This window comes from Pseudomonas putida (assembly GCF_050990305.1).
Taxonomy (GTDB): Bacteria; Pseudomonadota; Gammaproteobacteria; order Pseudomonadales; family Pseudomonadaceae; genus Aquipseudomonas; species Aquipseudomonas putida_AH.
This window is the reverse complement of the sequence record NZ_CP158817.1, coordinates 676,338-699,170: the sequence shown is the minus strand read 5'-3', so window position 1 is coordinate 699,170 and position 22,833 is coordinate 676,338. Positions and strand designations below refer to the sequence as shown.

At 60.7% G+C, this 22,833-nt stretch carries 22 protein-coding genes and 2 pseudogenes; 12 read left to right on the top strand and 12 right to left on the bottom strand.

Going from position 1 to position 22,833, the window contains the following annotated elements; translation table 11 throughout:
- Positions 1-124 precede the first annotated feature (124 nt).
- Positions 125-447: pseudogene (locus ABTV22_RS03135) on the bottom strand (calcium:proton antiporter); the annotation flags it as partial.
- A 187-nt stretch (positions 448-634) separates the two neighbouring features.
- On the opposite strand from ABTV22_RS03135, the gene ABTV22_RS03130 reads away from it, so the two are divergent.
- The gene (locus ABTV22_RS03130) at positions 635-1,588 is read left to right on the top strand and encodes an adenosine deaminase (protein WP_433738520.1); all 954 of its coding nucleotides are present in this window, start codon (positions 635-637) and stop codon (positions 1,586-1,588) included.
- Positions 1,589-1,729: 141 nt separating this feature from the next.
- Here ABTV22_RS03130 and ABTV22_RS03125 read toward each other — a convergent pair whose 3' ends face one another.
- Together ABTV22_RS03125 and ABTV22_RS03120 are read right to left on the bottom strand one after the other, a co-directional pair.
- Positions 1,730-2,464: an ArsR/SmtB family transcription factor gene (locus ABTV22_RS03125; RefSeq protein WP_433738519.1), complete on the bottom strand. Its 735-nt coding sequence runs from the start codon at positions 2,462-2,464 to the stop codon at positions 1,730-1,732.
- 304 nt (positions 2,465-2,768) lie between these two features.
- The gene (locus ABTV22_RS03120) at positions 2,769-3,698 is read right to left on the bottom strand and encodes a LysR family transcriptional regulator (protein WP_433738518.1); all 930 of its coding nucleotides are present in this window, start codon (positions 3,696-3,698) and stop codon (positions 2,769-2,771) included.
- A gap of 124 nt (positions 3,699-3,822) precedes the next feature.
- On the opposite strand from ABTV22_RS03120, the gene ABTV22_RS03115 reads away from it, so the two are divergent.
- Both ABTV22_RS03115 and ABTV22_RS03110 read left to right on the top strand, forming a co-directional pair.
- On the top strand, positions 3,823-4,836 hold the full coding sequence (locus tag ABTV22_RS03115; RefSeq protein ID WP_433738517.1) for a zinc-binding alcohol dehydrogenase family protein: 1,014 nt from the start codon (positions 3,823-3,825) through the stop codon (positions 4,834-4,836).
- 134 nt (positions 4,837-4,970) lie between these two features.
- Positions 4,971-5,144, top strand: a complete 174-nt coding sequence (locus ABTV22_RS03110) for a hypothetical protein (RefSeq protein WP_433738516.1) — start codon at positions 4,971-4,973, stop codon at positions 5,142-5,144.
- 8 nt (positions 5,145-5,152) lie between these two features.
- On the opposite strand, the gene ABTV22_RS03105 is transcribed toward ABTV22_RS03110, so the two are convergent.
- Positions 5,153-6,349 (bottom strand): multidrug effflux MFS transporter, encoded by a 1,197-nt coding sequence (locus ABTV22_RS03105; RefSeq protein ID WP_433738515.1) that lies wholly within the window; start codon positions 6,347-6,349, stop codon positions 5,153-5,155.
- A gap of 129 nt (positions 6,350-6,478) precedes the next feature.
- A complete protein-coding gene (locus ABTV22_RS03100) occupies positions 6,479-6,676 on the bottom strand; it encodes a heavy-metal-associated domain-containing protein (protein WP_433738514.1) in 198 nt (65 codons plus the stop codon).
- 160 nt (positions 6,677-6,836) lie between these two features.
- Here ABTV22_RS03100 and ABTV22_RS03095 point away from each other — a divergent pair, with 160 nt between their 5' ends.
- The 3 genes from ABTV22_RS03095 to cueR all read left to right on the top strand — a co-directional run bounded on the left by ABTV22_RS03095 (position 6,837) and on the right by cueR (position 10,217).
- The gene (locus ABTV22_RS03095) at positions 6,837-7,220 is read left to right on the top strand and encodes a hypothetical protein (protein WP_433738513.1); all 384 of its coding nucleotides are present in this window, start codon (positions 6,837-6,839) and stop codon (positions 7,218-7,220) included.
- A 193-nt stretch (positions 7,221-7,413) separates the two neighbouring features.
- The gene (locus ABTV22_RS03090; protein WP_433738512.1) at positions 7,414-9,807 is read left to right on the top strand and encodes a heavy metal translocating P-type ATPase; all 2,394 of its coding nucleotides are present in this window, start codon (positions 7,414-7,416) and stop codon (positions 9,805-9,807) included.
- Positions 9,804-10,217: a Cu(I)-responsive transcriptional regulator gene (cueR, locus tag ABTV22_RS03085; protein ID WP_433738511.1), complete on the top strand. Its 414-nt coding sequence runs from the start codon at positions 9,804-9,806 to the stop codon at positions 10,215-10,217. Before ABTV22_RS03090 ends, cueR begins: the two co-directional genes overlap by 4 nt.
- Before the next feature lie 194 nt (positions 10,218-10,411).
- On the opposite strand, the gene ABTV22_RS03080 is transcribed toward cueR, so the two are convergent.
- On the bottom strand, positions 10,412-11,305 hold the full coding sequence (locus tag ABTV22_RS03080) for a PA4780 family RIO1-like protein kinase (protein WP_433738510.1): 894 nt from the start codon (positions 11,303-11,305) through the stop codon (positions 10,412-10,414).
- Positions 11,306-11,667: 362 nt separating this feature from the next.
- Here ABTV22_RS03080 and ABTV22_RS03075 point away from each other — a divergent pair.
- Together ABTV22_RS03075 and ABTV22_RS03070 are read left to right on the top strand one after the other, a co-directional pair.
- A pseudogene (locus tag ABTV22_RS03075) lies at positions 11,668-12,708 on the top strand (cache domain-containing protein); the annotation flags it as partial.
- 138 nt (positions 12,709-12,846) lie between these two features.
- A complete protein-coding gene (locus ABTV22_RS03070; RefSeq protein ID WP_433741283.1) occupies positions 12,847-13,614 on the top strand; it encodes a methyl-accepting chemotaxis protein in 768 nt (255 codons plus the stop codon).
- Between the two features lie 83 nt (positions 13,615-13,697).
- On the opposite strand, the gene ABTV22_RS03065 is transcribed toward ABTV22_RS03070, so the two are convergent.
- The gene (locus ABTV22_RS03065; protein ID WP_433738509.1) at positions 13,698-14,489 is read right to left on the bottom strand and encodes an AraC family transcriptional regulator; all 792 of its coding nucleotides are present in this window, start codon (positions 14,487-14,489) and stop codon (positions 13,698-13,700) included.
- A 107-nt stretch (positions 14,490-14,596) separates the two neighbouring features.
- On the bottom strand, positions 14,597-15,874 hold the full coding sequence (locus ABTV22_RS03060; RefSeq protein ID WP_433738508.1) for an acetyl-CoA C-acetyltransferase: 1,278 nt from the start codon (positions 15,872-15,874) through the stop codon (positions 14,597-14,599).
- Positions 15,875-16,120: 246 nt separating this feature from the next.
- Here ABTV22_RS03060 and ABTV22_RS03055 point away from each other — a divergent pair, with 246 nt between their 5' ends.
- Both ABTV22_RS03055 and ABTV22_RS03050 read left to right on the top strand, forming a co-directional pair.
- Positions 16,121-17,473, top strand: coding sequence for a 3-oxoacyl-ACP reductase (locus tag ABTV22_RS03055; protein WP_433738507.1), 1,353 nt, complete (start codon positions 16,121-16,123; stop codon positions 17,471-17,473).
- A gap of 2 nt (positions 17,474-17,475) precedes the next feature.
- Complete coding sequence (locus ABTV22_RS03050) at positions 17,476-18,330, top strand: MaoC family dehydratase (RefSeq protein ID WP_433738506.1); 855 nt, start codon at positions 17,476-17,478, stop codon at positions 18,328-18,330.
- Between the two features lie 155 nt (positions 18,331-18,485).
- On the opposite strand, the gene ABTV22_RS03045 is transcribed toward ABTV22_RS03050, so the two are convergent.
- Genes ABTV22_RS03045 through ABTV22_RS03030 form a run of 4 tightly spaced genes read right to left on the bottom strand, consistent with a single transcriptional unit; the run spans position 18,486 to position 20,778 of the window.
- A complete protein-coding gene (locus tag ABTV22_RS03045; protein WP_433738505.1) occupies positions 18,486-19,046 on the bottom strand; it encodes a DUF4136 domain-containing protein in 561 nt (186 codons plus the stop codon).
- A 56-nt stretch (positions 19,047-19,102) separates the two neighbouring features.
- Positions 19,103-19,714 (bottom strand): DUF4136 domain-containing protein, encoded by a 612-nt coding sequence (locus tag ABTV22_RS03040; RefSeq protein ID WP_433738504.1) that lies wholly within the window; start codon positions 19,712-19,714, stop codon positions 19,103-19,105.
- A 12-nt stretch (positions 19,715-19,726) separates the two neighbouring features.
- Positions 19,727-20,476, bottom strand: a complete 750-nt coding sequence (locus ABTV22_RS03035; protein ID WP_433738503.1) for a methyltransferase domain-containing protein — start codon at positions 20,474-20,476, stop codon at positions 19,727-19,729.
- Entirely contained in the window at positions 20,476-20,778 is a 303-nt protein-coding gene (locus tag ABTV22_RS03030; protein WP_033059559.1) for a MazG-like family protein, read from the bottom strand. The genes ABTV22_RS03035 and ABTV22_RS03030 overlap by 1 nt, the downstream gene beginning before the upstream one ends.
- Before the next feature lie 250 nt (positions 20,779-21,028).
- Between ABTV22_RS03030 and ABTV22_RS03025 the strand changes: the two genes are divergently transcribed.
- Together ABTV22_RS03025 and ABTV22_RS03020 are read left to right on the top strand one after the other, a co-directional pair.
- Positions 21,029-21,322 carry a hypothetical protein gene (locus ABTV22_RS03025; protein WP_433738502.1) on the top strand — a complete coding sequence of 98 codons (294 nt, stop codon included), beginning with the start codon at positions 21,029-21,031 and terminating at the stop codon, positions 21,320-21,322.
- A 157-nt stretch (positions 21,323-21,479) separates the two neighbouring features.
- A complete protein-coding gene (locus tag ABTV22_RS03020) occupies positions 21,480-22,826 on the top strand; it encodes an MATE family efflux transporter (protein ID WP_433738501.1) in 1,347 nt (448 codons plus the stop codon).
- Positions 22,827-22,833 lie beyond the last annotated feature (7 nt).

Sequence of the window (22,833 nt, the reverse complement as noted above, 5' to 3'; positions counted from 1 at the left end):
GTGTGTCAGGAAGGTCAAGGCAAGAGCACTCCTAATCAAAAGCAGGCTTTAACTGCTTTAAAGGCAGAAGCAAGAGCGTGTCAAAGCCTAAGGGCTTTGACACCAAGGCGGTGTCTGTCTAGAAAATCACCGCCGAATAGATCGTGTCGCGAACCAGTGTCTTCGAAGCTTCGTTGCTCATCATGATCGCCAGGATCACCACTTCCACCAATACGGCGGCCAGGGTCAGGATCATCGTGCCGTAGGGGTCGCCGACTTTTCCGCCAGCAGCTCGGCCTGGTGGGCGACGCGCATGGAGGCCGCGATGATAAACGCGACCAATACCACCCCGGCGATCAGCGCAATCATTTGTCCGCTGTGCAGCAGCCAGTGTTCAATCACGAAAGCAACCACGGCGGCGATCAGGGCCAACAGCAGAAAGGATTCTTGCTTGAGGATCGTGAGCATGGCGGGCCTTTTGCCTTTCAGGAGCGAATAAGCGACTGACTGCGGCGTGGTGCTAATGTTTCGTTAGACCTTAGCCCACCGGAAGTGACAACCCGTCCAAGGCAATGAACCTTCCGGTCAGGTTTTGCCAATTGTTTCCACCGGGCGCTGTAGAATGCCCGCCATCTGCACCTGATGAGAAAAGAACATGTACGACTGGCTGAACGCCCTGCCCAAGGCAGAACTGCACCTGCACCTGGAAGGTTCACTGGAACCCGAGCTGCTGTTCGCCCTGGCTGAACGTAACAAGATCGCCCTGCCGTGGAGCGATGTTGACACCCTGCGCAAGGCTTACGCCTTCAACAACCTGCAAGAGTTTCTCGACCTGTATTACCAGGGCGCCGACGTGTTGCGGACCTCCCAGGATTTCTATGACCTGACCTGGGCTTATCTGCTGCGCTGCAAAGAACAGAACGTGATCCACACCGAACCGTTCTTCGATCCACAGACCCATACCGACCGTGGCGTCCCGTTCGAAGTGGTGCTCAATGGCATCGCCGCCGCCTTGAAGGATGGCGAACAGCAGCTGGGCATCACCAGTGGTTTGATCCTCAGCTTCCTGCGCCACTTGAGCGAAGAACAAGCCGAGAAAACCCTCGATCAGGCGTTGCCGTTCCGCGATGCATTCGTCGCCGTGGGCCTGGACAGCTCCGAGATGGGGCATCCGCCAAGCAAGTTCCAGCGTGTGTTCGATCGTGCCCGTGGCGAAGGCTTCCTGACCGTCGCCCATGCCGGTGAAGAAGGCCCGCCCGAGTACATTTGGGAAGCCCTCGACCTGCTGAAAATCCAGCGCATCGACCATGGCGTCCGCGCCATCGAAGATGAGCGATTGATGCAGCGCATCATCGATGAGCAGATCCCGCTGACCGTATGCCCGTTGTCCAACACCAAGCTTTGCGTGTTCGATCACATGTCGCAGCACAACATCCTCGACATGCTCGAACGTGGCGTGAAAGTGACCGTGAACTCCGATGACCCGGCGTACTTCGGCGGTTACGTCACCGAAAACTTCCATGCGCTGTATACCGATCTGGGGATGACCCAGGATCAGGCAAAACGACTGGCACAAAACAGCCTGGATGCGCGGTTGGTTAAACCGTAAGGTCACTAAAAAACCTGTGGGAGCGGGCTTGCCCGCGATGAGGCCATCAGCTTCAACATATCTGTTACTGACAGACCGCTATCGCGGGCAAGCCCGCTCCCACAAGATCTCCAACTCGCACCCCACTGCTGTCACACGCCCCTACAACGCCATCTCCAGCTCTGTCTCCTTGGCAAAGCGGTGGATTTCACGCTGTCCGGCAGCAGTGACTTGCAAGGCCCGCGAGTCGTTGGGCAGGCTCAACCACCCCGACTGCATGAACAACTGCAACAACGCCGCCCCCAATGACCCGCCCATGTGCGGGCGTCTTTCACTCCAGTCCGGACATGCACACGCCGACTTGCCATTGCGATGGGCCAGCGCCTGGATGAACACACCACGGGCCGCCAACTCAGTGGATCCCTTGAGGGTGATGGTGACCCGTTGATCGAACTGTTCGATCCAGCCCGCGTCCAGCAAGCGCTGGTACAGATCTGCCGCCAGCGTGCCACCCAAATGATCGTCACACAGCCGGGCACGCAATAAGGACGAGTGCCTGACCACCGGCTTGGCGAGGGGGGTGCTGTGTTTGAAAACATCCGGTGTTTTGCGAGGCGTGCTGGCCAGCGTCGCACTGGCCAGTGCTTCGATCGCGGCACCGACTTCAGGAGCGGCCAGGCGGAAGAAGCGCTTGCGTCCACGATTTTCGACTTTCAAAAGACCACCGGTGGACAATCGTCCCAAGTGAGCGCTGGCCGAAGACGGTGACAGGCCGGCCAACAAGGCCAGCTCTTCGGCTTGACGTGCCGTGCCGTCCATCAAGGCCCACATCATTGCGCTGCGCTTTGGGTCAGCCAGCAAGGTGGCTATCTGGCTGATGCAAGGTGCATGTTCCATGAATTCACTCCCTGTTGAATCGTTTCGTCTACTGCTCGGCGACATCTTGACCGGTCAGGTGTCGTCGGCCAAGACGTGAAAACTGCCGTTAACCCGGCAGAGTCATCGACCATCACCTGGCAACGATGACTGAGCGCCGGTGATAGGCAGGGGACAAGGCCGAATGCAGCGTGGCTTGGCCCTTGCGATTGGCGGTGCGTACCCGAGGCGAGCGCTAGTATAGGCGGGTTGATCGCCGCGTCCTGTGTTTCACAACCCACTGACGGTGATAGTTCCTGAAGGAAATTTCGCTTTTTTCCTGCGATTAATGACCGATTTCCGACAACCCCGGAAAATGACTGCTCAACCGGGCGCATCGGCTGGCAAGCATTTCCCGCAACAGGTTCACAGGCTTACTCAATTGTGCGCGATGGGCGCACAACAAATTCAGCGGTGCGCGCTCGCAAAGCAGTTCCGGCATCAGCACTTTCAATCGGCCAGCAAGCACATCGGCGGCGACATCCAGCCAGGATTTGTAGGCGATCCCGGCCCCCGCCACGGCCCACAGCCGCACGACATCAGCGTCGTCACTGAACCGATCACCGCTGACGGTCAGGCTGACCTCGCGCTTGCCGTCGTGGAAACTCCAGTGGTCATGGATTCGGCTGCCAAGCATGAACAGCAGGCAGTTGTGCTGGGCCAATTGCTCCAATTGCCGAGGCTCGCCATACCGGGCCAGATAACCGGGCGCCGCACAGAGCACGCGCCGGTTGTGCGGGGCAATGGGCAATGCCACCAGGCTGGAGTCTTCCGGCTCGCCATAGCGAAGGGCGATGTCCACCGGTTGGCGGAACAGATCGGCAATGCGGTCGCCGAGTAACAGGCGCACGGTCAGCTTGGGGTGCTCGCGCTGAAACTCGTCCAGCCACGGCAGCAACAAATTGCGGCCGAAGTCCGACGGTGCCGACAGTTGCAGCACACCGCTGACCTGATCCTGACCACGGGCCAGTAAACGCCGGCCCTCGTCGAGGTTACTCAGGGCTGCCCGGGCGTATTCGAGAAATCCTTCGCCCTCCGCGGTCAGGCGCAGGCTGCGGGTTGAGCGCGCGAGCAAGCGGGTGCCGAGCTGCTGTTCGATACGCTTCAAGGCGGCGCTGGCCACCGCCGCCGACATGTCCATCCCCCGTGCAGCGGCCGACAGACTCCCCAAGTCAGCCGCCCGTACGAACAATTGCAAGTCATCGAAACGCAGCACCGCAAGCCCCATTATCAATAAAACATTGAAAGAGACTGCTCTTTTAGCGGGTTTTATCTTCATGAGAAATAGCCAATCATCTATCCCATCGACAAATTTTGCTTGATTTCTGTCTGGAGCCCCCATGAAAGCCATTGCCTATTACGCGTCCCTGCCGATCAGCGACGAAAAATCCCTGCAAGACATCGAGTTGCCGGAACCCATTGCCGGTCCTCGCGACTTGCTGGTGGAGGTCAAGGCGATTTCGGTCAACCCGGTGGACACCAAGGTCCGCCAAAACGTCCAGCCTGAAGGTGGCGCTGCAAAAGTGCTGGGTTGGGATGTGGCCGGTATCGTCAAGGCGGTGGGCAGTGACGTGACACTGTTCCAGCCGGGCGACAAGGTGTACTACGCCGGCTCCATCGCCCGTGCCGGCGGCAACAGCGAACGGCATGTGGTGGATGAGCGGATCGTCGGCCACATGCCTGACACCCTTGGCTTCGCCGAGGCCGCCGCGCTTCCGTTGACCGCCATCACCGCGTGGGAATTGCTGTTCGAACGCCTGCAGGTACAAGAAGGCAAAACCGATGAAGGTCAAAGCCTGCTGATTGTCGGTGCCGCCGGCGGTGTCGGTTCCATACTCACGCAATTGGCCAAACAGCTCACAGGGCTGAACGTCATCGGCACCGCTTCACGTCCACAAACCCAGAGCTGGGTGAAGGCATTGGGCGCCAATACCGTGATCGATCATAGCCAACCGCTGAGCGAAGCACTCAAACGTGCCGGCATCGAACAGGTGACCCATGTCGCCAGCCTGACCCAGACCGATCAACACTTGGATCAACTGGTCGAGGCGCTGGCGCCACAGGGCAAACTCGCCCTGATCGATGACCCGAAAACCCTGGACGTGACCAAACTCAAGCGCAAGAGCCTGTCGTTGCATTGGGAGTTCATGTACACCCGCTCGCTGTTCGAAACCGCAGACATGATCGAGCAGCACAATCTGCTCAACCGCGTGGCGCGCCTGATCGATGCCGGCACCTTGAAAACCACGGTCGGCGAACACTTCGGCACCATCAATGCAGCCAACCTGCGTCGCGCGCATGCCTTGCTGGAGAGCGGTAAGTCCAAGGGCAAGATCGTGCTGGAAGGGTTCTGACTCGACGTTATCGGTGTCGCCCGACGATGGGCGACACCGTCAGTCCGAAGGTTGACCGCGGTCAATTTGGCGATCGTATTCAGGACTACAATCGTCTTCTCTAAGTGACAATCTTTTACTTGAGGAGGTCAGTAATGAAGATCCTGATAAAAGAATTGGCTAAATCCCAGTGGCAGGTCCGCCTGGACCAGCATGCGGTGACATTCCGCAGCGAAGCCGAAGCCCGCGCCTTCACCAACACGCTCGAAGCGCGCCTGCATGCCCCCCATCAGATTCCTGACCGTCAGCCGCACCGTGCGGTTGGCTGAGTCCACTCTCAAACCTGGGCTTGCGCCAGAGCCCGGGCATTTTGCAAGCGCCGAGTGAGCGTCGCGGCGCTCACCACCAGAGTTCCGCACAGGCTGATAACCATGGCCATCGGCATGGCGCTGCCGTCGTGCAAAACCCCCACCAACGCGGCGGCGCCGGCCGCCACACTGAATTGCAGGCATCCGAGCATTGCCGAAGCACTACCGGCCCGTGCACCCTGCCCGCTCATTGCACAGGCCGAAGCGTTGGGGATGATGCAGCCGAGGCTGGCGATGCAGATGAACAACGGAATCAGCAATGGCCACAATTGCACGGTGTGCAGTGCGCTGACGGCCAGCAAGGTCAGTCCTGCGCCGAGATAAACCCATACCGCACGCGCGAGCAGGAACGCCGGCCCACGCTTGGCCAGCAGCCGTGCGTTGACTTGCGCCACCAGAATGAAACCCGCCGCATTGGTACCGAACAGCCAACCGAAATGCTCGGCAGGCACGCCATAGAGTTTGATGAAGACGAACGGTGATCCGGCGATGTAGGCAAACATGCCGGCAATGGCGATGCCACCGGTCAAGGCATGGCCGAGGAATACCGGGTCCTTCAACAAACGACCATACTGACGCAACGCTCCCGACAAGGGTTGGCGCGGTACATGCGCAGGCATGCTTTCCGGCAGGCCAAAGGCAACGGCCAACCCTGCCAGGGCACTGAAACCGGTCAATGCGAGGAAGATCGACTGCCAGCCGGTGGTGTTGACCAGCAGGCCACCCAGCATTGGCGCGAGAATCGGCGCCAGCCCCATCACCAGCATTAATTGCGAAAAGACCTTCGCCGAGCCCACCGCATCGCACTTGTCGCTGACCACCGCTCGGGAGATCACCATCCCTGCGCAGCCCCCGAGGGCCTGGACGAACCGGGCGGCGATCAGCCATTCCAGGCTCGGTGCATAGGCGCACGCCAACGAAGCCGCGGTAAACAGCCCGACACCGGTCAGCAACGGAATGCGTCGACCGAAGCGATCCGCCACCGGCCCGTAAGCCAGCTGACCAATGGATAAGCCGAGGAAGTACGCAGCCAGCGTCAGTTGAACGTGTTTTTCGTCTGTGCCGAAGGCCAGCGCCATGGACGGGAACGCCGGTAAATAGAAATCGATCGCCAGCGGACCGAAAGCGCTCAAGGCGCCAAGAATCAGAATGGTACGGAAGTTCATCAGGCATCCAGTTGGAGTCGGCAGCCCGACAGTCTAGCCGCGCATGGACGCCTTGAACATTCCGATAGCTCGCTAACTATTAAAAACCACGGGATGAATGCAAAAAACCGTGTAGGAGCGAGCCTGTCCTCAGGCGACTTTAATTTCGTAGCCTTCCTCGCTGATCGCCGCGATCACCTGGTCTGCGGTCAACGCTGACTCGACGCCGACTTCTTTCGTCGCCAGATCCACGCGAACGCTGGCCGCCGGGTCCTTGGCCTGCACGGCTTGAGTGATGGCTCTGACACAATGACCGCAGGACATGCCTTCAACACTGAACACTTGCATGGGGACGACTCCTTTTAATGAGGCTTTTGATTGAACGTGCCGCCAGTGTCGAGCTTGCCACCATGGCAAGGTCAAGTTCTGAAGTGATCTGCCGGGCTGGCAATCGGCGCCGTGCTCGGCCAAGCTGCGTCCATCAATGACTCGATCGGGAGATTCAGCCATGCGCTGGTCCGCTTTCAGCCTGTTTGGCTTCCTCAGCCTTTTCGCCGCCATGCCCTCGGCCCATGCCGCCGGGGAGGACTATGGCGTGCTGATCATTTCCCGCGAGCGGCTGGAAGTGTCAACCAGTTGCGAGATTGGCGTGTACATCCATGACCAGTTATCCGCGCGCCTGTTCCAAGAGCAAAGCACCTCATTCAACCTGCCGCCGGGCAATGTGTCCCTGCGCCTAAAATTACTACCTGGCCAGGTGCCAGGATGCAATCCGGGCATGCTGGCGCCGGGTTCGCAGGACATCACGCTGCGTGCGGGTGAGGTACAAAAGTACCGGATCGCGATGACGCAGGAAGGCATGTACCTCAAACGCGCGGGCCTGGGTTACTGAACACAATCACCCCCGTAGGAGCGAGGCTTGCCCGCGAAGAGGCCGTCATATTCACGATCGATATCACATGTGATGCCCCCTTCGCGGGCAAGCCTCGCTCCTACCGGGTTGGGATAACACGCTGTTTTTGCGCTTGACCTTGCCAGCATGGCAAGGTTGATCCTGTAGACATCTTCTACAGGGAGCGTGCCCCATGTCCGAATCCACCACTTTCGATCTGCCGATTGCCGGTATGACCTGCGCCAGCTGTGCGGGACGCGTCGAGCGTGCCTTGAGCAAAGTCATGGGTGCCAGCGCCGTCAGTGTCAACCTGGCCACTGAACAGGCACGGGTCCAGGCGCCAACCGGCAGCCTGCCCGCCTTGATGGAAGCCGTGGAAAAGGCCGGGTACAGCGTGCCGCAACACAGCCTGGAACTGAGTATTGAGGGCATGACCTGCGCTTCCTGTGTCGGGCGCGTAGAACGCGCGCTGAACAAGGTAGCGGGGGTCAAAAGTGTCAGCGTCAACCTGGCCAACGAGCGTGCGCATCTTGAACTGCTCGGGCAGGTCGATGCGCCAATCCTGATCGCTGCCGTGACCAAGGCCGGTTATGCCGCCAGCGTTTGGGAAGCTGAACACCCATCAACCGACAATCAACAGATCCGCCTGCACCGCGAACGCTGGGCCGTGATCGCGGCCATCGCCCTCGCCTTGCCGCTGGTCTTGCCGATGTTGCTGCAACCGTTCGGTGTGCACTGGATGCTCCCGGCCTGGGCGCAATTCGTGCTGGCTACGCCGGTGCAGTTCATCTTCGGGGCGCGGTTTTATGCCGCCGCCTGGAAAGCCGTGCGTGCCGGGGCCGGCAACATGGACTTGCTGGTTGCCCTGGGCACCAGCGCCGGGTATGGCTTGAGCATTTACGAGTGGGCCACCGCCGCTGGGGGCATGCCGCATTTGTATTTCGAAGCCTCGGCGGTGGTGATTGCCTTGGTGCTGTTGGGTAAATACCTGGAGAGCCGCGCCAAGCGCCAGACCGCCAGCGCCATTCGCGCCCTGGAAGCGCTGCGTCCGGAGCGGGCGATCCGGGTGGTTGACGGCCAAGAGCAAGATGTCGCCATCAGCGCCCTGCGTCTCGATGATTTGGTACTGGTCAAACCCGGCGAACGCTTCCCGGTGGACGGTGAAGTGGTGGACGGCCAGAGCCACGCAGATGAAGCCCTGATCAGCGGCGAAAGCCTGCCGGTACCCAAACAACCCGGCGATAGCGTTACCGGTGGCGCGATCAATGGAGAAGGCCGGTTGCTGGTGCGCACTCGGGCACTCGGCGCGGAAACGGTACTGGCGCGGATTATTCGTCTGGTTGAGGACGCTCAGGCCGCCAAGGCCCCGATCCAGAAACTGGTGGATAAAGTCAGCCAGGTCTTCGTGCCGGTGGTGCTGCTGTTGGCCCTGGCGACCTTGATCGGCTGGTGGTTGTATGGCGCGCCCCTGGAAACCGCGCTGATCAATGCCGTCGCAGTGTTGGTGATCGCTTGCCCTTGTGCATTGGGCCTGGCCACGCCGACGGCGATCATGGCCGGCACCGGCGTGGCGGCGCGTCACGGGATTCTGATCAAGGACGCCGAAGCCCTGGAGCGTGCCCACGAAGTCAGCGCGGTGGTGTTCGACAAAACCGGCACCCTGACGTCGGGTAACCCACGCATTGCCCACTTGAGTGCCCTCGACGGTGACGAAGCCACCCTGCTGCAACTGGCCGGCGCCCTGCAACGCGGCAGTGAGCATCCGCTGGCCAAGGCTGTGCTGGAGACATGTAACGAACGCGGTTTGATCGTGGCCGATGTCATCGACAGTCAGTCCCTGATGGGACGCGGCATTGCCGGAAGCCTCGATGGCCGTCGGCTGGCACTGGGTAATCGCCGCCTGCTGCAAGAGAGCGGGTTGAACGCCGGTGCCCTGACCGATTCGGCCATCGCATGGGAAGCCGAGGGCCGAACCCTGTCCTGGCTGATCGAACAAAACCCTGCGCCGCGAGTATTGGGTCTGTTCGCATTCGGTGACACGCTCAAGCCTGGTGCGTTGCAAGCCGTACAACAACTCAACGCACGCCACATCAGCAGTCACCTGTTGACCGGCGACAACAGTGGCAGTGCCAACGTGGTGGCCGACGCACTGGGCATCGCCCACGTACACGCTGAAGTGCTGCCGGCGGACAAAGCCGCCGAAGTCGCGATACTCAAGAAAACCGGGGTGGTGGCCATGGTCGGCGACGGCATCAACGATGCACCCGCATTGGCGGCCGCCGACATCGGCATCGCCATGGGTGGCGGCACCGATGTGGCCATGCACGCCGCGGGGATCACCCTGATGCGTGGCGATCCGCGCCTGGTTCCGGCGGCGCTGGAAATCAGTCGCAAGACCTACGCGAAGATCCGACAAAACCTGTTCTGGGCCTTCGTCTACAACCTGATCGGCATTCCCTTGGCAGCCTTCGGCTTTCTCAACCCGGTATTGGCCGGAGCGGCGATGGCGTTGTCGAGCGTCAGCGTGGTGAGCAATGCGTTACTGTTGAAAACCTGGAAACCCAAGGATCTGGAGGACAACCGATGAACATCGGCCAAGCGGCCCGCCACAGCGGCCTGAGCGCGAAGATGATCCGTTATTACGAGTCCATCGGCCTGCTCAGGGCGGCTCACCGCACCGACAGCGGTTACCGGGTGTATGGCGACGACGACCTGCACACCCTGGCGTTCATCAAGCGTTCCCGGGACCTGGGGTTTTCCCTAGAAGAAGTCGGCAAGCTGCTGACCCTCTGGCAGGACCGCCAACGGGCCAGTGCCGATGTGAAGGCATTGGCTCGCCAGCACATCGACGAGTTGAACCAGAAGATTCGTGAACTGGGTCAGTTGCGCGATACCTTGCAAGACCTGGTCGAGCATTGTCAGGGCGATCACCGTCCGGATTGCCCGATTCTCAAGGAGCTGGAGTCGGGGTGTTGTGCGGCACCGATTGGAGCCTGACACATTGATGTTGAATGTGCCGACGCCATCGCGGGCAAGCCCTGCTCCTACAGATTTATGTGAACGCCAAAACCACGCACCACACAAACCTGTAGGAGCAAGGCTTGCCCGCGATAGCGGACTATCAGGCAATGTGAATCTTAAATTTTCACCCACAAAAAAACCGGCCAAAGCCGGTTTTTTGTTTTAACCGATCACTGCATCCACGGCGGAGGCGGCTCTTCGGTCTTGCCAGGTGGCGCATCGTCCGCAGCGCGAGCTGCTTGCTTGCGCTCTTCATCCCGACGGGCGGCTTCGATTTCACGCATGACCCCGCCCACGTCGGCCACTTCTTCCGAGTCGGCAAACTCGCCGGTCAGGACGCTGCCCGGATGCAAGGTGCCGGCCTCGTACAGGGCCCACATTTCCTTGGCGTACCTGGTTTTCTTCAACTCCGGCGCAAAACGCCCGAAGTAGGACGCCATGTTGCCGACATCCCGCTCCAGCATGCTGAACGCGTGGTTATTACCCGCCGCATCCACCGCTTGCGGCAAATCGATGATCACGGGGCCAGTCGGGGTCAACAGGACGTTGAACTCGGACAAGTCACCGTGCACCAGACCGGTACACAACATCAGCACGATCTGCGAAATCAGGTAAGCGTGATACTCACGTGCCTGATCCGGCTCCAGCACCACGTCGTTCAGGCGCGGTGCGGCATCACCGTACTCGTCGGCGACCAGCTCCATCAGCAACACGCCTTCGAGGAAGTCATACGGCTTGGGCACTCGTACGCCGGCATTGGCCAGACGGAACAGCGCCGCCACTTCGGCGTTCTGCCAAGCGTCTTCGGCTTCCTTGCGGCCAAACTTGGAGCCCTTGGCCATGGCCCGGGCCTGACGGCTGTTGCGCACCTTGCGGCCTTCCTGGTATTCGGCCGCCTGGCGGAAACTGCGTTTATTCGCCTCCTTGTAGACCTTCGCGCAGCGTAACTGGTTACCGCAGCGCACCACATAAACAGCTGCTTCTTTACCACTCATGAGTGGGCGCAGCACCTCGTCGACCAGACCGTCCTCGATCAGGGGTTCAATGCGTTTTGGAGTCTTCATCAGCTTTTATTCTGGGTCCTTTATTACCAAACACGCGAAAGTCATTCGTTATACGGCAATCCACTCACCGATGGGAGGGGGTGGCGACCTATGAACGCTGGCACACACCTCAAGAACCACAGAATGTGCCGGACAACGGCTGGTCTCTCGACTGACGGTCCTTCGCAGGATTTTTTCAGCAAACCCTTAATTTCCTCCGACAACAGCCGAAGCCCTGAGTGACAAAACGATTTGTCCGACAATCGTTGCCTTGCAAAGACGATGTCGCCCCAGGGAACCGGGTTGATCAAAAACGTTTACGGCTGCCAATAAACCGCGAGTCATCTGCACTGCGTGGGCCTACAAGAAAATCTGGAGCGCGGATGAACATCAAACAGAAGTTGACCTGGGCGTTTGCAATCATCGCCTGCTTGCCTGTGGTGCTGGTCGCCACCCTCGTTGTGCTGAACTTGCGCAGTGATGCCAAGGACGAATTCGTCGACAGCAGCGGTCGCGAAATCCGTCAGGTCAGCAATGCCATGCAATTGTTCTTCGATGGCATCAGCCAAAACGTCGAGTACCTGGCCAAGCAACCGCTGATCAAAAACTCCGACGACAGCCTCAAGACCTACATGGACGCCAACGCCGCCAGCGTTCCCCAGGGCGAGATGGACAAAAAGATCTTCGGCTTCCTGCAAGACCTGGGCAACGCCCACCCTTCCTACGCCTACGCCATCCTCGGCACCGCGGCTGGCGGATACGTTTCGTGGCCGGACGATGCCAAGCTGAGCAACTACGACCCACGCCAGCGCCCATGGTACAAGGCAGCCCAGGCCAAACCGGGCAAACCGTTCCGTACCGAGGCTTACTACTGGGCGGAGAACGATACGTCCTACGTCAGCACCGTTCGCACCGTCGACAACAAGCTGGGCACCAACGGCGGCGTGGTCAGCATCGACGTATCGCTCAAACAGCTCACCGAACTGGTCAAACAGATCAAGCTCGGCGAAACCGGCTACCTGATGCTGCTGGAAAACTCCGGCACCGTGCTGGTCGATCCCAAGCAGCCCGATCACAACTTCAAGGCCTTGGGCAGCCTCGGCGAGGGTTATGCGCAACTGGCCAAGGCCGGCAAGGGCATGGTTGAAGTCGAACTCGATGGCGAGCGCTACATGGCCAACGTCTGGCCATCGGAGCAACTGGGCTGGACCTTCATTGGCCTGATCAAGCAAGGCGACGTGATGAGCACCGCCACCCAACTGACCTGGTTGATCGCGGTCATCGCCGCGGTGCTGGCGGTGATCTTCGCCGTTGTCGGCGCCAGCTTCGCCAGCCTTATCGTGCGACCGATCCGCAGCGTGGCCGACGGTCTGGAAGGCATTGCCCAGGGTGAAGGCGACCTGACCAAGAATCTACAAATCCGTGGCAAAGACGAAACCGCGCAACTGGCCAACTGGTTCAACCAGTTCCTGACCGCCATTCGCAACCTGATCCAGAGCATTGGCGGTGCTGCGACCAAAATCCTCGCCACCTCCAAGAGTTCGACCCAGGTCTCCAGCGACATGGCCGAAGCCGCCGGACGCCAGCGCGAGGCGGTGGACATGGTGTCCACGGCGTTCCACGAAATGGTCGCCACCGCCAACGAAGTGGCACGTTCTTGCAGCCAGGCCGCCGAGTCGGCCGACAGCGGCCAGCGCCAGGCCCGCGAAGGTCAGCAGCAGATCGATGCCGCCGTGAACAGCGTGGATCGCCTGAGCCAGGAAATCGAACAGTCGGCCCAGTCGATGCAGCAACTGGAGCGCGACAGTAATGACATTCAATCGATCCTCGGCACCATTCGCTCAATCGCCGAACAGACCAACTTGCTGGCGCTGAACGCGGCCATTGAAGCGGCGCGGGCCGGCGAACAAGGTCGTGGTTTTGCGGTGGTGGCGGACGAAGTGCGGGCGCTGGCCAAGCGTACCGCCGATTCCACGGCAGAGATCGACGGGCTGCTGGGCAACCTGGCCAAACGCACCAGCCAAGTAACCCAGCAGATGCACGCGAGCCTGGAAGTGTCGCAACAATCGGTGACCCGCATCGGCGAAGCGCGCAGCAGCTTCGGGCAGATCCGCGAGTCGGTGGACGTGATCCGCGACATGAACACCCAGATCGCCACGGCGGCGGAGCAACAGCACCAGGTCGCCGAAGACATCAACCGGCACATCAGCCAGATCCATGGTGATGCGCAGTTGGTGGCGGAACTGGCGAACTCGGCGCGAGTGGACTCCCAGAGCCTGGCCGGGTTGTCCAATGAGCTGGATGGGTTGGTGCGGCGGTTCCGGACCTGATTTAACGCCATTCGCGGGCAAGCCTCGCTCCTACAGGTATTGTTTACCCCCTGTAGGAGCGAGGCTTGCCCGCGAAAGTGTCATCACTGCCGAAACAACTCTCCCGGGGTAAACCCGAACAACGATTTAAACGCCGCAATAAACGCCGACGTCGAGTCATACCCACAGGCCAGCGCGGCATTGGTCACGCTGTCCCCCTCCTCCAGCAAGCTCAACGACGACAGCAACCGCATGCGCTGGCGCCAGCCGCGAAAGCTCAAACCGGTTTCGCGCTGAAACAGGCGCATCAGGGTTTTCTCCGACGTCCCCAATCGCTCAGCCCACTCCTGCAAGGTCACGTTACGCTCAGGGTTCTCGATCAACTCATTGCACAGCCCCAGCAGCCGTTCATGGCGAGGTAATGGTAGGGAGAACCCGACTTCCGGCAACGCCGCCAGTTGATCCAGCAGCACACTCACCAGACGCGCTTGCGGGCTGTCGCCCTGCGGATACTCCACCGGCAGCAGGCAAAAGCTCTTGATCAGTTCCCGCGCCAGTGGCGTCACTTCCAGCACACGGCAACGACCCTCCGCCCACAGGCAATCCTCGCGACGCACATACAGGCTGCGCATCTCGGCGCGCATCGACGTCACCACTTGATGCTCAAGATCCGCCGGAATCCAGATGCCCCACTGCGGCGGCGCAAAGAAACTGCCCTCGGCGGTGTGCACGCCGAGAACGCCGCTAATGGCGTAGGAAAACTGCACCCAATCGTGGCTGTGCGAAGCCGTCCACGAACCTGCATTCAGGCTCTCTACTCGGGCGTACAGCGGGCGCGGCAAAACGGTAAGGGGCGGGATGCTGCGTTCGAGGGACACTTGTCCGTTGGTCGGCATTGATTGGCCTTGTGTTGCGGGACGGCGGATGAAGCGACGTTAGGCCATGCTCCAAATCAATTCAACACCGCAGCCCTTTGTAGGAGCAGAGCTTGCTCCTACAGGAGTCAAAGTTCGATGATGGCGGTCACCCCCTGCCCACCCGCCGCGCAAATCGACACCAACCCCCGCCCCTTACCCGCCGCATCCAGCAGCTTCGCCAGATTAGCCACGATGCGCCCACCGGTAGCCGCAAACGGGTGTCCCGCCGCCAGCGAGCTGCCTTTGACGTTGAGCTTGCTGCGATCGATCGAGCCCAGCGGCGCATCAAGACCCAGACGGGTTTTGCAGTACTCGGGATCTTCCCAGGCCTTAAGCGTGCAGAGCACTTGCGCGGCAAACGCTTCGTGGATTTCGTAGTAGTCGAAGTCCTGCAAGGTCAAACCATTGCGCGCCAGCAATCTCGGCACGGCATACACCGGCGCCATCAACAGGCCTTCGGCACCGTTGACGAAATCCACCGCCGCCGCTTCGCCATCGCGCAGGTAGGCGAGGATCGGCAAGCCGCGTGCCTTCGCCCACTCTTCGCTACCCAACAGCACCAGCGAGGCACCATCAGTCAGCGGCGTGGAATTGCCAGCGGTCAGCGTACCCTTGGCGCTTTTCTCATAGGCGGGCTTGAGGTTGGCGAGCTTTTCCAGTGTCGAATCCGGGCGCAAATTATTGTCGCGAGTCAGGCCAAGGTACGGCGTCATCAAATCGTTGTGCCAACCCTCGGCATAGGACGCCGCCAGTTTCCGGTGACTTTCCAGGGCCAACTGATCCTGTGCCTCACGGGAAATGCTCCAGGTCTGCGCCATCAACTCGCAGTGCTGTCCCATGGACAACCCCGTACGCGGTTCACCGTTGCGCGGGAACTCGGGGATCAGGTGCCGGGGTCGCAATTGCAGGAAGGTTTTCAGTTTGTCGCCGGTGCTCTTGGCGCGATTGGCTTGCAGCAGGATCTTGCGCAGCCCTTCGCTGACACTGATCGGGGCATCAGACGTGGTGTCGACGCCACCGGCAATGCCGCATTCGATCTGGCCCAGGGCAATTTTGTTGGCCACCAGCAGCGCCGCTTCCAACCCGGTACCGCAGGCCTGCTGGATGTCGTAGGCCGGCGTCATGGGTGACAGCCGCGAACCCAGCACACATTCACGAGTCAGGTTCATGTCCCGGGAGTGCTTGAGCACGGCCCCTGCAACCACCTCGCCAATGCGCAGGCCGTGCAGGTTGTAGCGCTCGATCAAACCTTCGAGTGCGGCCGTGAGCATGTCCTGGTTACTGGCGGTGGCGTACGGCCCATTGGAGCGAGCGAAGGGAATACGGTTACCGCCAATGATCGCGACGCGGCGCAACTGAGTCATGAAAAGCTCCTGATGAAAGTTCCAAATGATCGCCGAACCTGTAGGAGCCGAGCTTGCTCGCGATGGCGGCGCGTCAGCTACATTGATGGTGACTGACGGACCGCCATCGCGAGCAAGCTCGGCTCCTACAGGGATTGCGTTGCCATTACATGTGCATAGCTCAAGCGTAGGCCGTATCCCGTGGATCGAACGACTGATTGCCAATCATGGTCCACACTTTGAACCCCAGCTTCCGGAGCGCGTTCCATGTCTGACCGCTATATCGACTTCGCCAATTCGTCCATCGGCCATCGTCTGGTCGGGGCTTTGGGCCTGCCTTCACCGGTACGCCTGGAACGCTGGCAGGCTGGCCGGTTGCGGCCGGTCGAGGGGCCGTTACTGATCGGTGGCGGGCCATTGGCGGAAAAAGTCAGTGTGTTCGCCAACCGCCTGACGGACGCGATCTACAGCTACGGCACCGACCCTTCGATGGCGGCTGCGTGGATTCCCGGTCATGGCCCGAAACTCAAGGCCGTGGTGTTCGATGCCAGCGACCTGCTGCAAGCCGATCAGCTCAAACAACTGCGTGAGTTCTTCCAGCCGCTGATGAAGAACCTCGATCACTGCGCGCACCTGGTGATTCTCGGGCGCGCCCCTGAATCGTTGCGTGATCCGTTTGCCGCCAGCGCCCAACGCGCGCTTGAAGGTTTCAGTCGCTCGCTGGCCAAGGAGCTGCGCAGCGGCGGCACCTTGCAACTGATCTACGTCGGCGAAGGCGCCGAAGATCAACTCGAAGGCCCGCTGCGGTTTTTCCTCTCGCCCAAAAGCGCTTTCGTCTCCGGGCAGGTGATACGCCTGAACGCCTGCAACACCCAGGTGACCGACTGGACACGCCCGCTGGCCGGGCGAAAAGCACTGGTCACCGGCGCGGCACGGGGCATTGGCGCCTCCATCGCCGAAACCCTGGCCCGCGATGGCGCCGAGGTCATCCTGCTCGATGTCCCACCGGCGAAAAACGATCTAGAAGCCCTGGCAGCACGCCTCGGCGGGCGCAGCCTCACGCTGGACATTTGTGCCGAAGATGCCGCCACGCAACTGGTCGAACAATTGCCCGACGGGCTCGACATCCTGGTGCACAACGCCGGCATCACCCGGGATAAAACCCTGGCCAACATGACACCGGATTTCTGGGATGCCGTGCTCGCGGTCAACCTCAATGCCCCACAAGTACTGACACAGGCCCTGCTCGACCATGGCACGCTGCGTGACAATGCACGGGTCATTCTGCTGGCCTCGATCAGCGGCATCGCCGGCAATCGCGGGCAAACCAACTACGCGGCGAGCAAGGCCGGGTTGATCGGGCTGGCGCAAGCCTGGGCGCCGTTGTTACAGGAGAGAGGCATCAGCATCAACGCAGTGGCGCCCGGTTTTATCGAAACCCAGATGACCGCACGGGTGCCCTTCGGCCTGCGCGAGGCTGGTCGGCGCATGAGTTCGCTAGGCCAGGGCGGCTTGCCGCAAGACGTCGCCGAAGCCGTGGCGTGGCTTGCGCAACCGGGCACCGGTGCGTTCACCGGGCAGGCGTTGCGTGTGTGCGGGCAAAGCGTTCTGGGGGCTTAGGCATGAGGACTGATTGGCACACCCTCGACCGTGAACCCTCCCTGGCCCCGCTGTATGGGAAAGCCGCGACGCGGCGCAAGATCACCGGCACCGCCCTGCCCGTCTCGGGACTGCGTTGCTGGGTCGATGTCGACCCTCAGCGCTTGGCGGCCTATCGCAAGGTGTGCGGTTTCGCCGACAACAGCCTGCTGCCACCAACCTATCCCCACATCCTCGCCTTCGCCTTACAGATGCAGTTGCTCACCGCCAAGGAGTTTCCGTTTCCGTTGCTAGGGTTGATTCACCTGAGTAATCGCATTCGCGTGCTGCGCCCCATGGGTGGGCTCAATCGGGCACGGGTCAGCGTCAAGGTGCAGAACCTGCAACCCCACGCCAAGGGCGCCACCTTCGATCTGGTGACCACCCTGGACGATCAATTGGGCACGTTGTGGGAGGCGCAAAGCCAGATGCTCTGTCGCGGGGTCAAGCTTGAGGGCGAGCCGGTCGATGACACACTGGCGTTGAACCAGCCGTTGACGCAAGTGGCCCAATGGAAAGCGCCTTCGGACATCGGCCGGCAGTACGCCAGGGTTTCGGGCGACTACAACCCCATTCACCTGAGTGCGGCCAGCGCCAAGCTGTTCGGTTTTCCTTCGGCCATTGCCCATGGCTTATGGAACAAGGCCCGCACACTGGCCGCGCTGGCTGACCATTTACCGACAGCGAACATCGAGATTGCAGTGCAGTTCAAGAAACCGGTGCGACTGCCCAGCGAAGTTGCCTTGCTGGCCAGTGCGGCGGGGCTTGCGGGCGAGTTGCAATTGATCGGCGCCGGGGACTTGGAGCACATGGTGGGGCATTGGCGGCCGGTGGCCTGACCGATCAAAAGATCGCAGCCTTCGGCAGCTCCTACAGGGTGATGCGTACACCTGTAGGAGCTGCCGAAGGCTGCGATCTTTTCGAATCTGATACACGGTCAAATGTTGCGCGTTTCGCGAGCAAGCTTCGCTCCTACAGAGGGCGGATGTAGGGGTTATCCGTGGGGTGGGTAGTTGGCCAATATCCGCGCGACCGTGTCGTGTATCGCCGTGCTGCGATCCGAGGGATTCGGTGTGCGGCTCAGGATCTGTTCGTCACTGCCACGCCATACCAGTTTGCCGTCCTTGCCATCGAGCAGGTCGATCTGGATGGTCGCCACTTTGTAGCTGATGTTGCGGGTTTCGTTGTACATCGGCGCGCCCCAGTAGCCGTTCCATGGGTTACCCCAACCGCCGCCATAGTTGGTGGTCACCTGTTGCTGGCGCTCTTCGACAATCAGGTAGGTCTGCACATTCAAATCAGCCTTGGCATCACCGGCGGCTGGACGCAGGCCGCGCTGATCCAGTTGATCGGCCACCGACTGGCGCACGCGTTGCTCGGTCAGGTCGCTCTTGATCCGAGGGTCGTCGGGGCGATATTGCAAGGCGGGTTCTTTCCAGCTCCAGCTGCGATAGGCAGCGAAATCGCGGCTGGCATCGAAGTCATGGTTAACCTGGTTGGCGGCGCAGGCACTGAGCAGCGCGGCCACTGCCAGTAAAGAGAAACGGCGGAACATGATGGTTCTCCGGTTGAAGACATAAACCTGCGAAAGGCTTCTTATTTACAGAAAGCCTAACTAGGAGGATACGCCGACATTGCCTTTTCTACAGCCTCCCGGATGGCATCGGTTTGTTGGCTCTGAGTGCTTCGGCTGCCGGTTTCGGCGCTGGAACTCCACACCGCTTGACCGTTCTGTGCGTCATACAGATCCACCAGCACCACGAGCACCTGCTCCTGATAAGTCCGCACGATCGGCACGCTGCCGTACATGCCATAACCCGGGCCATAGTGGTTATAGCCACCATAACCACCGTAGTACCCGTAATCGTCCTGAACCTGGCGCAAGCGGGTTTCCAGGCGCAATTCAGCGCTGACAAACAAATCCGCCGGGCGATCGCCGTGCACGGGGCGCAAGCCGCGTTGATCAAGCGCATTGCTCACCGCTTCGGCCACCTGCTCCGAGTCCGCCCACGCAGTGCCCTGCGGCAGGTGCCCGTCGAGCCAGGCCCAACTGCGATAGCGCCCGTAGTCATGGGGCGGCGCCGGGTAGGCGCTGTGGTCGAAGGTGTTCGCCGCCTGCGGTGGCGCCGGGGGAATCGGGTTGGAGGACGCCACATAAGGGTTGGTGCCCTCACAGGCCGCCAGCCCCAGACAGATCACCAGCAACCCAGAACGACTTTTCATTTCACGCTCCGATCAGACGGGCCGGCAAATCCAGTGCAAGTAACGTCCAAGCCCGGCGAAGCTTGGGTGGCGGCGGTGCGCCAGTTCCATTTCGAGCAAGTCCAGCAGCTCGGCGCGGGCCTGAAATTCCACGGGCATGTAATCGTGAAATACCCGCACCCCGCTCTGTGTTTCGACTCGCCACAGGCCTTCAAGTTGCCCCGCCAACTCCCGTGGATCCAGGGGTTGTTGCGGGGTCAGGCTCTGTTTTTCGCCGGCCATGTCGTTCTTGCGCATTTTTTTAAAATGGCCTTTGAGCAAGTTACGGTAAATCAACGCATCGCGGTTGTAGAAGGCCAGGGATAGCCAGCCGTCGGCCTTGGTCAATTGATGCAGCACCGGCAGGATGGCGTGGGGCTCGGCCAGCCATTCCAGCACGGCGTGACACAGCACCAGATCGTAGGGTTCGGTGAGCTGACCGAGCAGGTTCTGCCACGGTGCCTGAATGAAGGTTGCGGTTTGTCCTGCTTCGGCGAAGCGCTGACGGGCGCCTTCGAGCATGGGTTCGGCCGGCTCGGCCAATGTCACCTGATGTCCACGCTCGGCCAGCCACAACGACATGTGGCCAAGGCCGGCACCAATGTCCAGGACTCGCAGCGGTCGCTCCGGCAGGATTTCGGCCAGGTCAGCCTGCAGTACCGCCAGGCGAATCGCGCCTTTGGCCCCACCGTAGATTTTTTCCGCAAAACGCGTCGCCAATTGATCGAAATGACGGTCGCTCATCAGCTGAACCTCCGCTCACTGTCGGCCAGTTTGCTGCGCACCACTTCATTCATATCCAGGCCCAACTCACTGCACAACAACAATAGATAGAGGACGATATCGCCGATTTCCTGCCCGGCATGGGCCAGCTTGTCCGTCGGCAATTGCCGCGACTGGTCTTCGGTCAGCCATTGGAAAATCTCCACCAGCTCGCTCATTTCGACACTGGCGGCCATGGCCAGGTTTTTCGGGCTGTGAAATTGCCGCCAGTCATTGCGGTCGCGGATGGCGTGCAGGCGTTCGGTCAGTTCAACAAGGTTCATCGGGCTCTCCTGAAGGCGTATAGCTTCGGGGGGATGACGGGTGAAGGCAAGCGACAAAGATTGAGTGGCACCCCTTGAACCAATTGTGGGAGCGGGCTTGCTCGCGAATATGGAGGGTCAGGCATATGAACGCGTCATACTCGGGACTTTGCGCCATACTCAAAAAAATCGCAGCCTTCGGCAGCGCCTACAAGGAACTCGCCACCGTGCTCAATGGCCCAACACTCGAATTCATCAGGACGCTCATTCCATGCAGGTAGAAGGTTTTTTCGAATGGCTCGGCCAGGCGCTGGGTACGGTCATCCGGTTCATCGTTGATGCCCTCAGTGGCTTGTTCCAGATGGTGAGCCGTGCCAGCAGCAACTTTGTCGACGGCCTGTCCCGGGCACTGGGCATGGACACCTCGGTCATCAGCATCATTGTCCTGGTCCTCGGGCTGGTGCTGCTATGGTCAGCCATCCGCGCGTTCATGAATGCGGCGTTCATCATGGGGCTCATCTGGTTGATGCTGGGGTTGTGGTTGCTCAGCTGGATCATGCACTGACACCACACGATCCCTGTAGGAGCTGCCGAAGGCTGCGATCTTTTGATTTTGGTTTTTAAACGCAAGATCAAAAGATCGCAGCCTTCGGCAGCTCCTACACGGAATCGCCGTTAACTTCGAATGTGCCGCTACAATGCCCGCTCCCCAAGGAGCCCGCATGTCCAACCTGATTGCCGACTGGCGCGACCGCCCTACCCATCATCGGGTCTGGGCGCTGTCGGCGCCGATGATTCTTTCCAACATTTCCGTACCGTTGGTGGCGCTGGTCGACAGCACCGTCATCGGTCACCTGCCCCATGCCCATCAGCTTGGGGCCGTTGCGGTCGGGGCCAGCCTGTATACCTTCCTGGCCTGGGCCATGGGTTTTCTGCGCATGGGCTCCACCGGCTTTGCCGCCCAGGCCGCCGGGCGTGGCGATGGCGCGGCGTTGCGGCAGATTCTGTTGCAAGGGCTGATGTTAGCCATGGGACTGGCCATCGTGCTGGGTGCAGCGGGCGTGCCGTTAAGCGGGGTCGCACTGCACTTCATGCAGCCCTCGGCAGAACTGGACCAGATGACCCGCGAATTCTTCCACACGCGGCTATTCGGCCTGCCCGCGGCGCTGGCCAGTTATGCGCTGGTCGGCTGGTTCCTCGGCACGCAAAACGCCCGCGCGCCGCTGGTGATTTTGCTCAGTACCAACCTGGTCAACATCGCCTTGAACCTGTGGTTTGTCCTGGGACTGGAATGGGGCGTGGTCGGCGCAGCCAGGGCTTCGGTCATCGCCGAATGGACCGGTGCCTTGATCGGCCTGCTGATGACTCGCCAGGCCCTGCGTGCTTACCCCGGCCATATCATGTGGGCAGCGTTGGGGTTGTGGCAGAGCTGGCGTCCGTTGCTGGCAGTTAATCGCGACATTTTCATCCGCAGCCTGGCCCTGCAATCGGTGTTTTTTCTGATTACGGTGCAAGGTGCGCGACTGGGCGATGCCACCGTAGCCGCCAACGCCCTGTTGCTCAATGGCCTGTTGCTAACCGCCCACGCACTCGATGGTTTGGCCCACGCCGTGGAAGCCCTGTGCGGGCATGCCATCGGCGCTCGTGACCGCGAAGCCCTGCGCCGCTCCCTGGTGGTGGCCTGCGGCTGGTCATTACTGGCAAGCCTTGGGTTTGCCGTGTTGTTTGTGTTGGCCGGGCACCTGTTCATCGAGATGCAGACTGACATTGTCAGCGTGCGCGACACGGCGTTCATCTACTTGCCCTATCTCGCTGCATTGCCGCTGATTGCGGTCTGGAGCTACCTGCTCGACGGACTGTTCATCGGCGCCACCCGCGCCCGGGAAATGCGCAACGGCATGCTGCTGACCGTGGCCTTGCTGGCGCCGTTTGCCTGGGCACTACAAGGGTTGGGCAACCATGGCCTGTGGATAAGTTTCCTGCTGTTCATGTTGCTGCGTAGCCTGACCCTCGGCGCAATCGCCTGGCGCCTGCGGCGCAACGATGGCTGGTTCGCCCGCGCGCACTGACGACGGG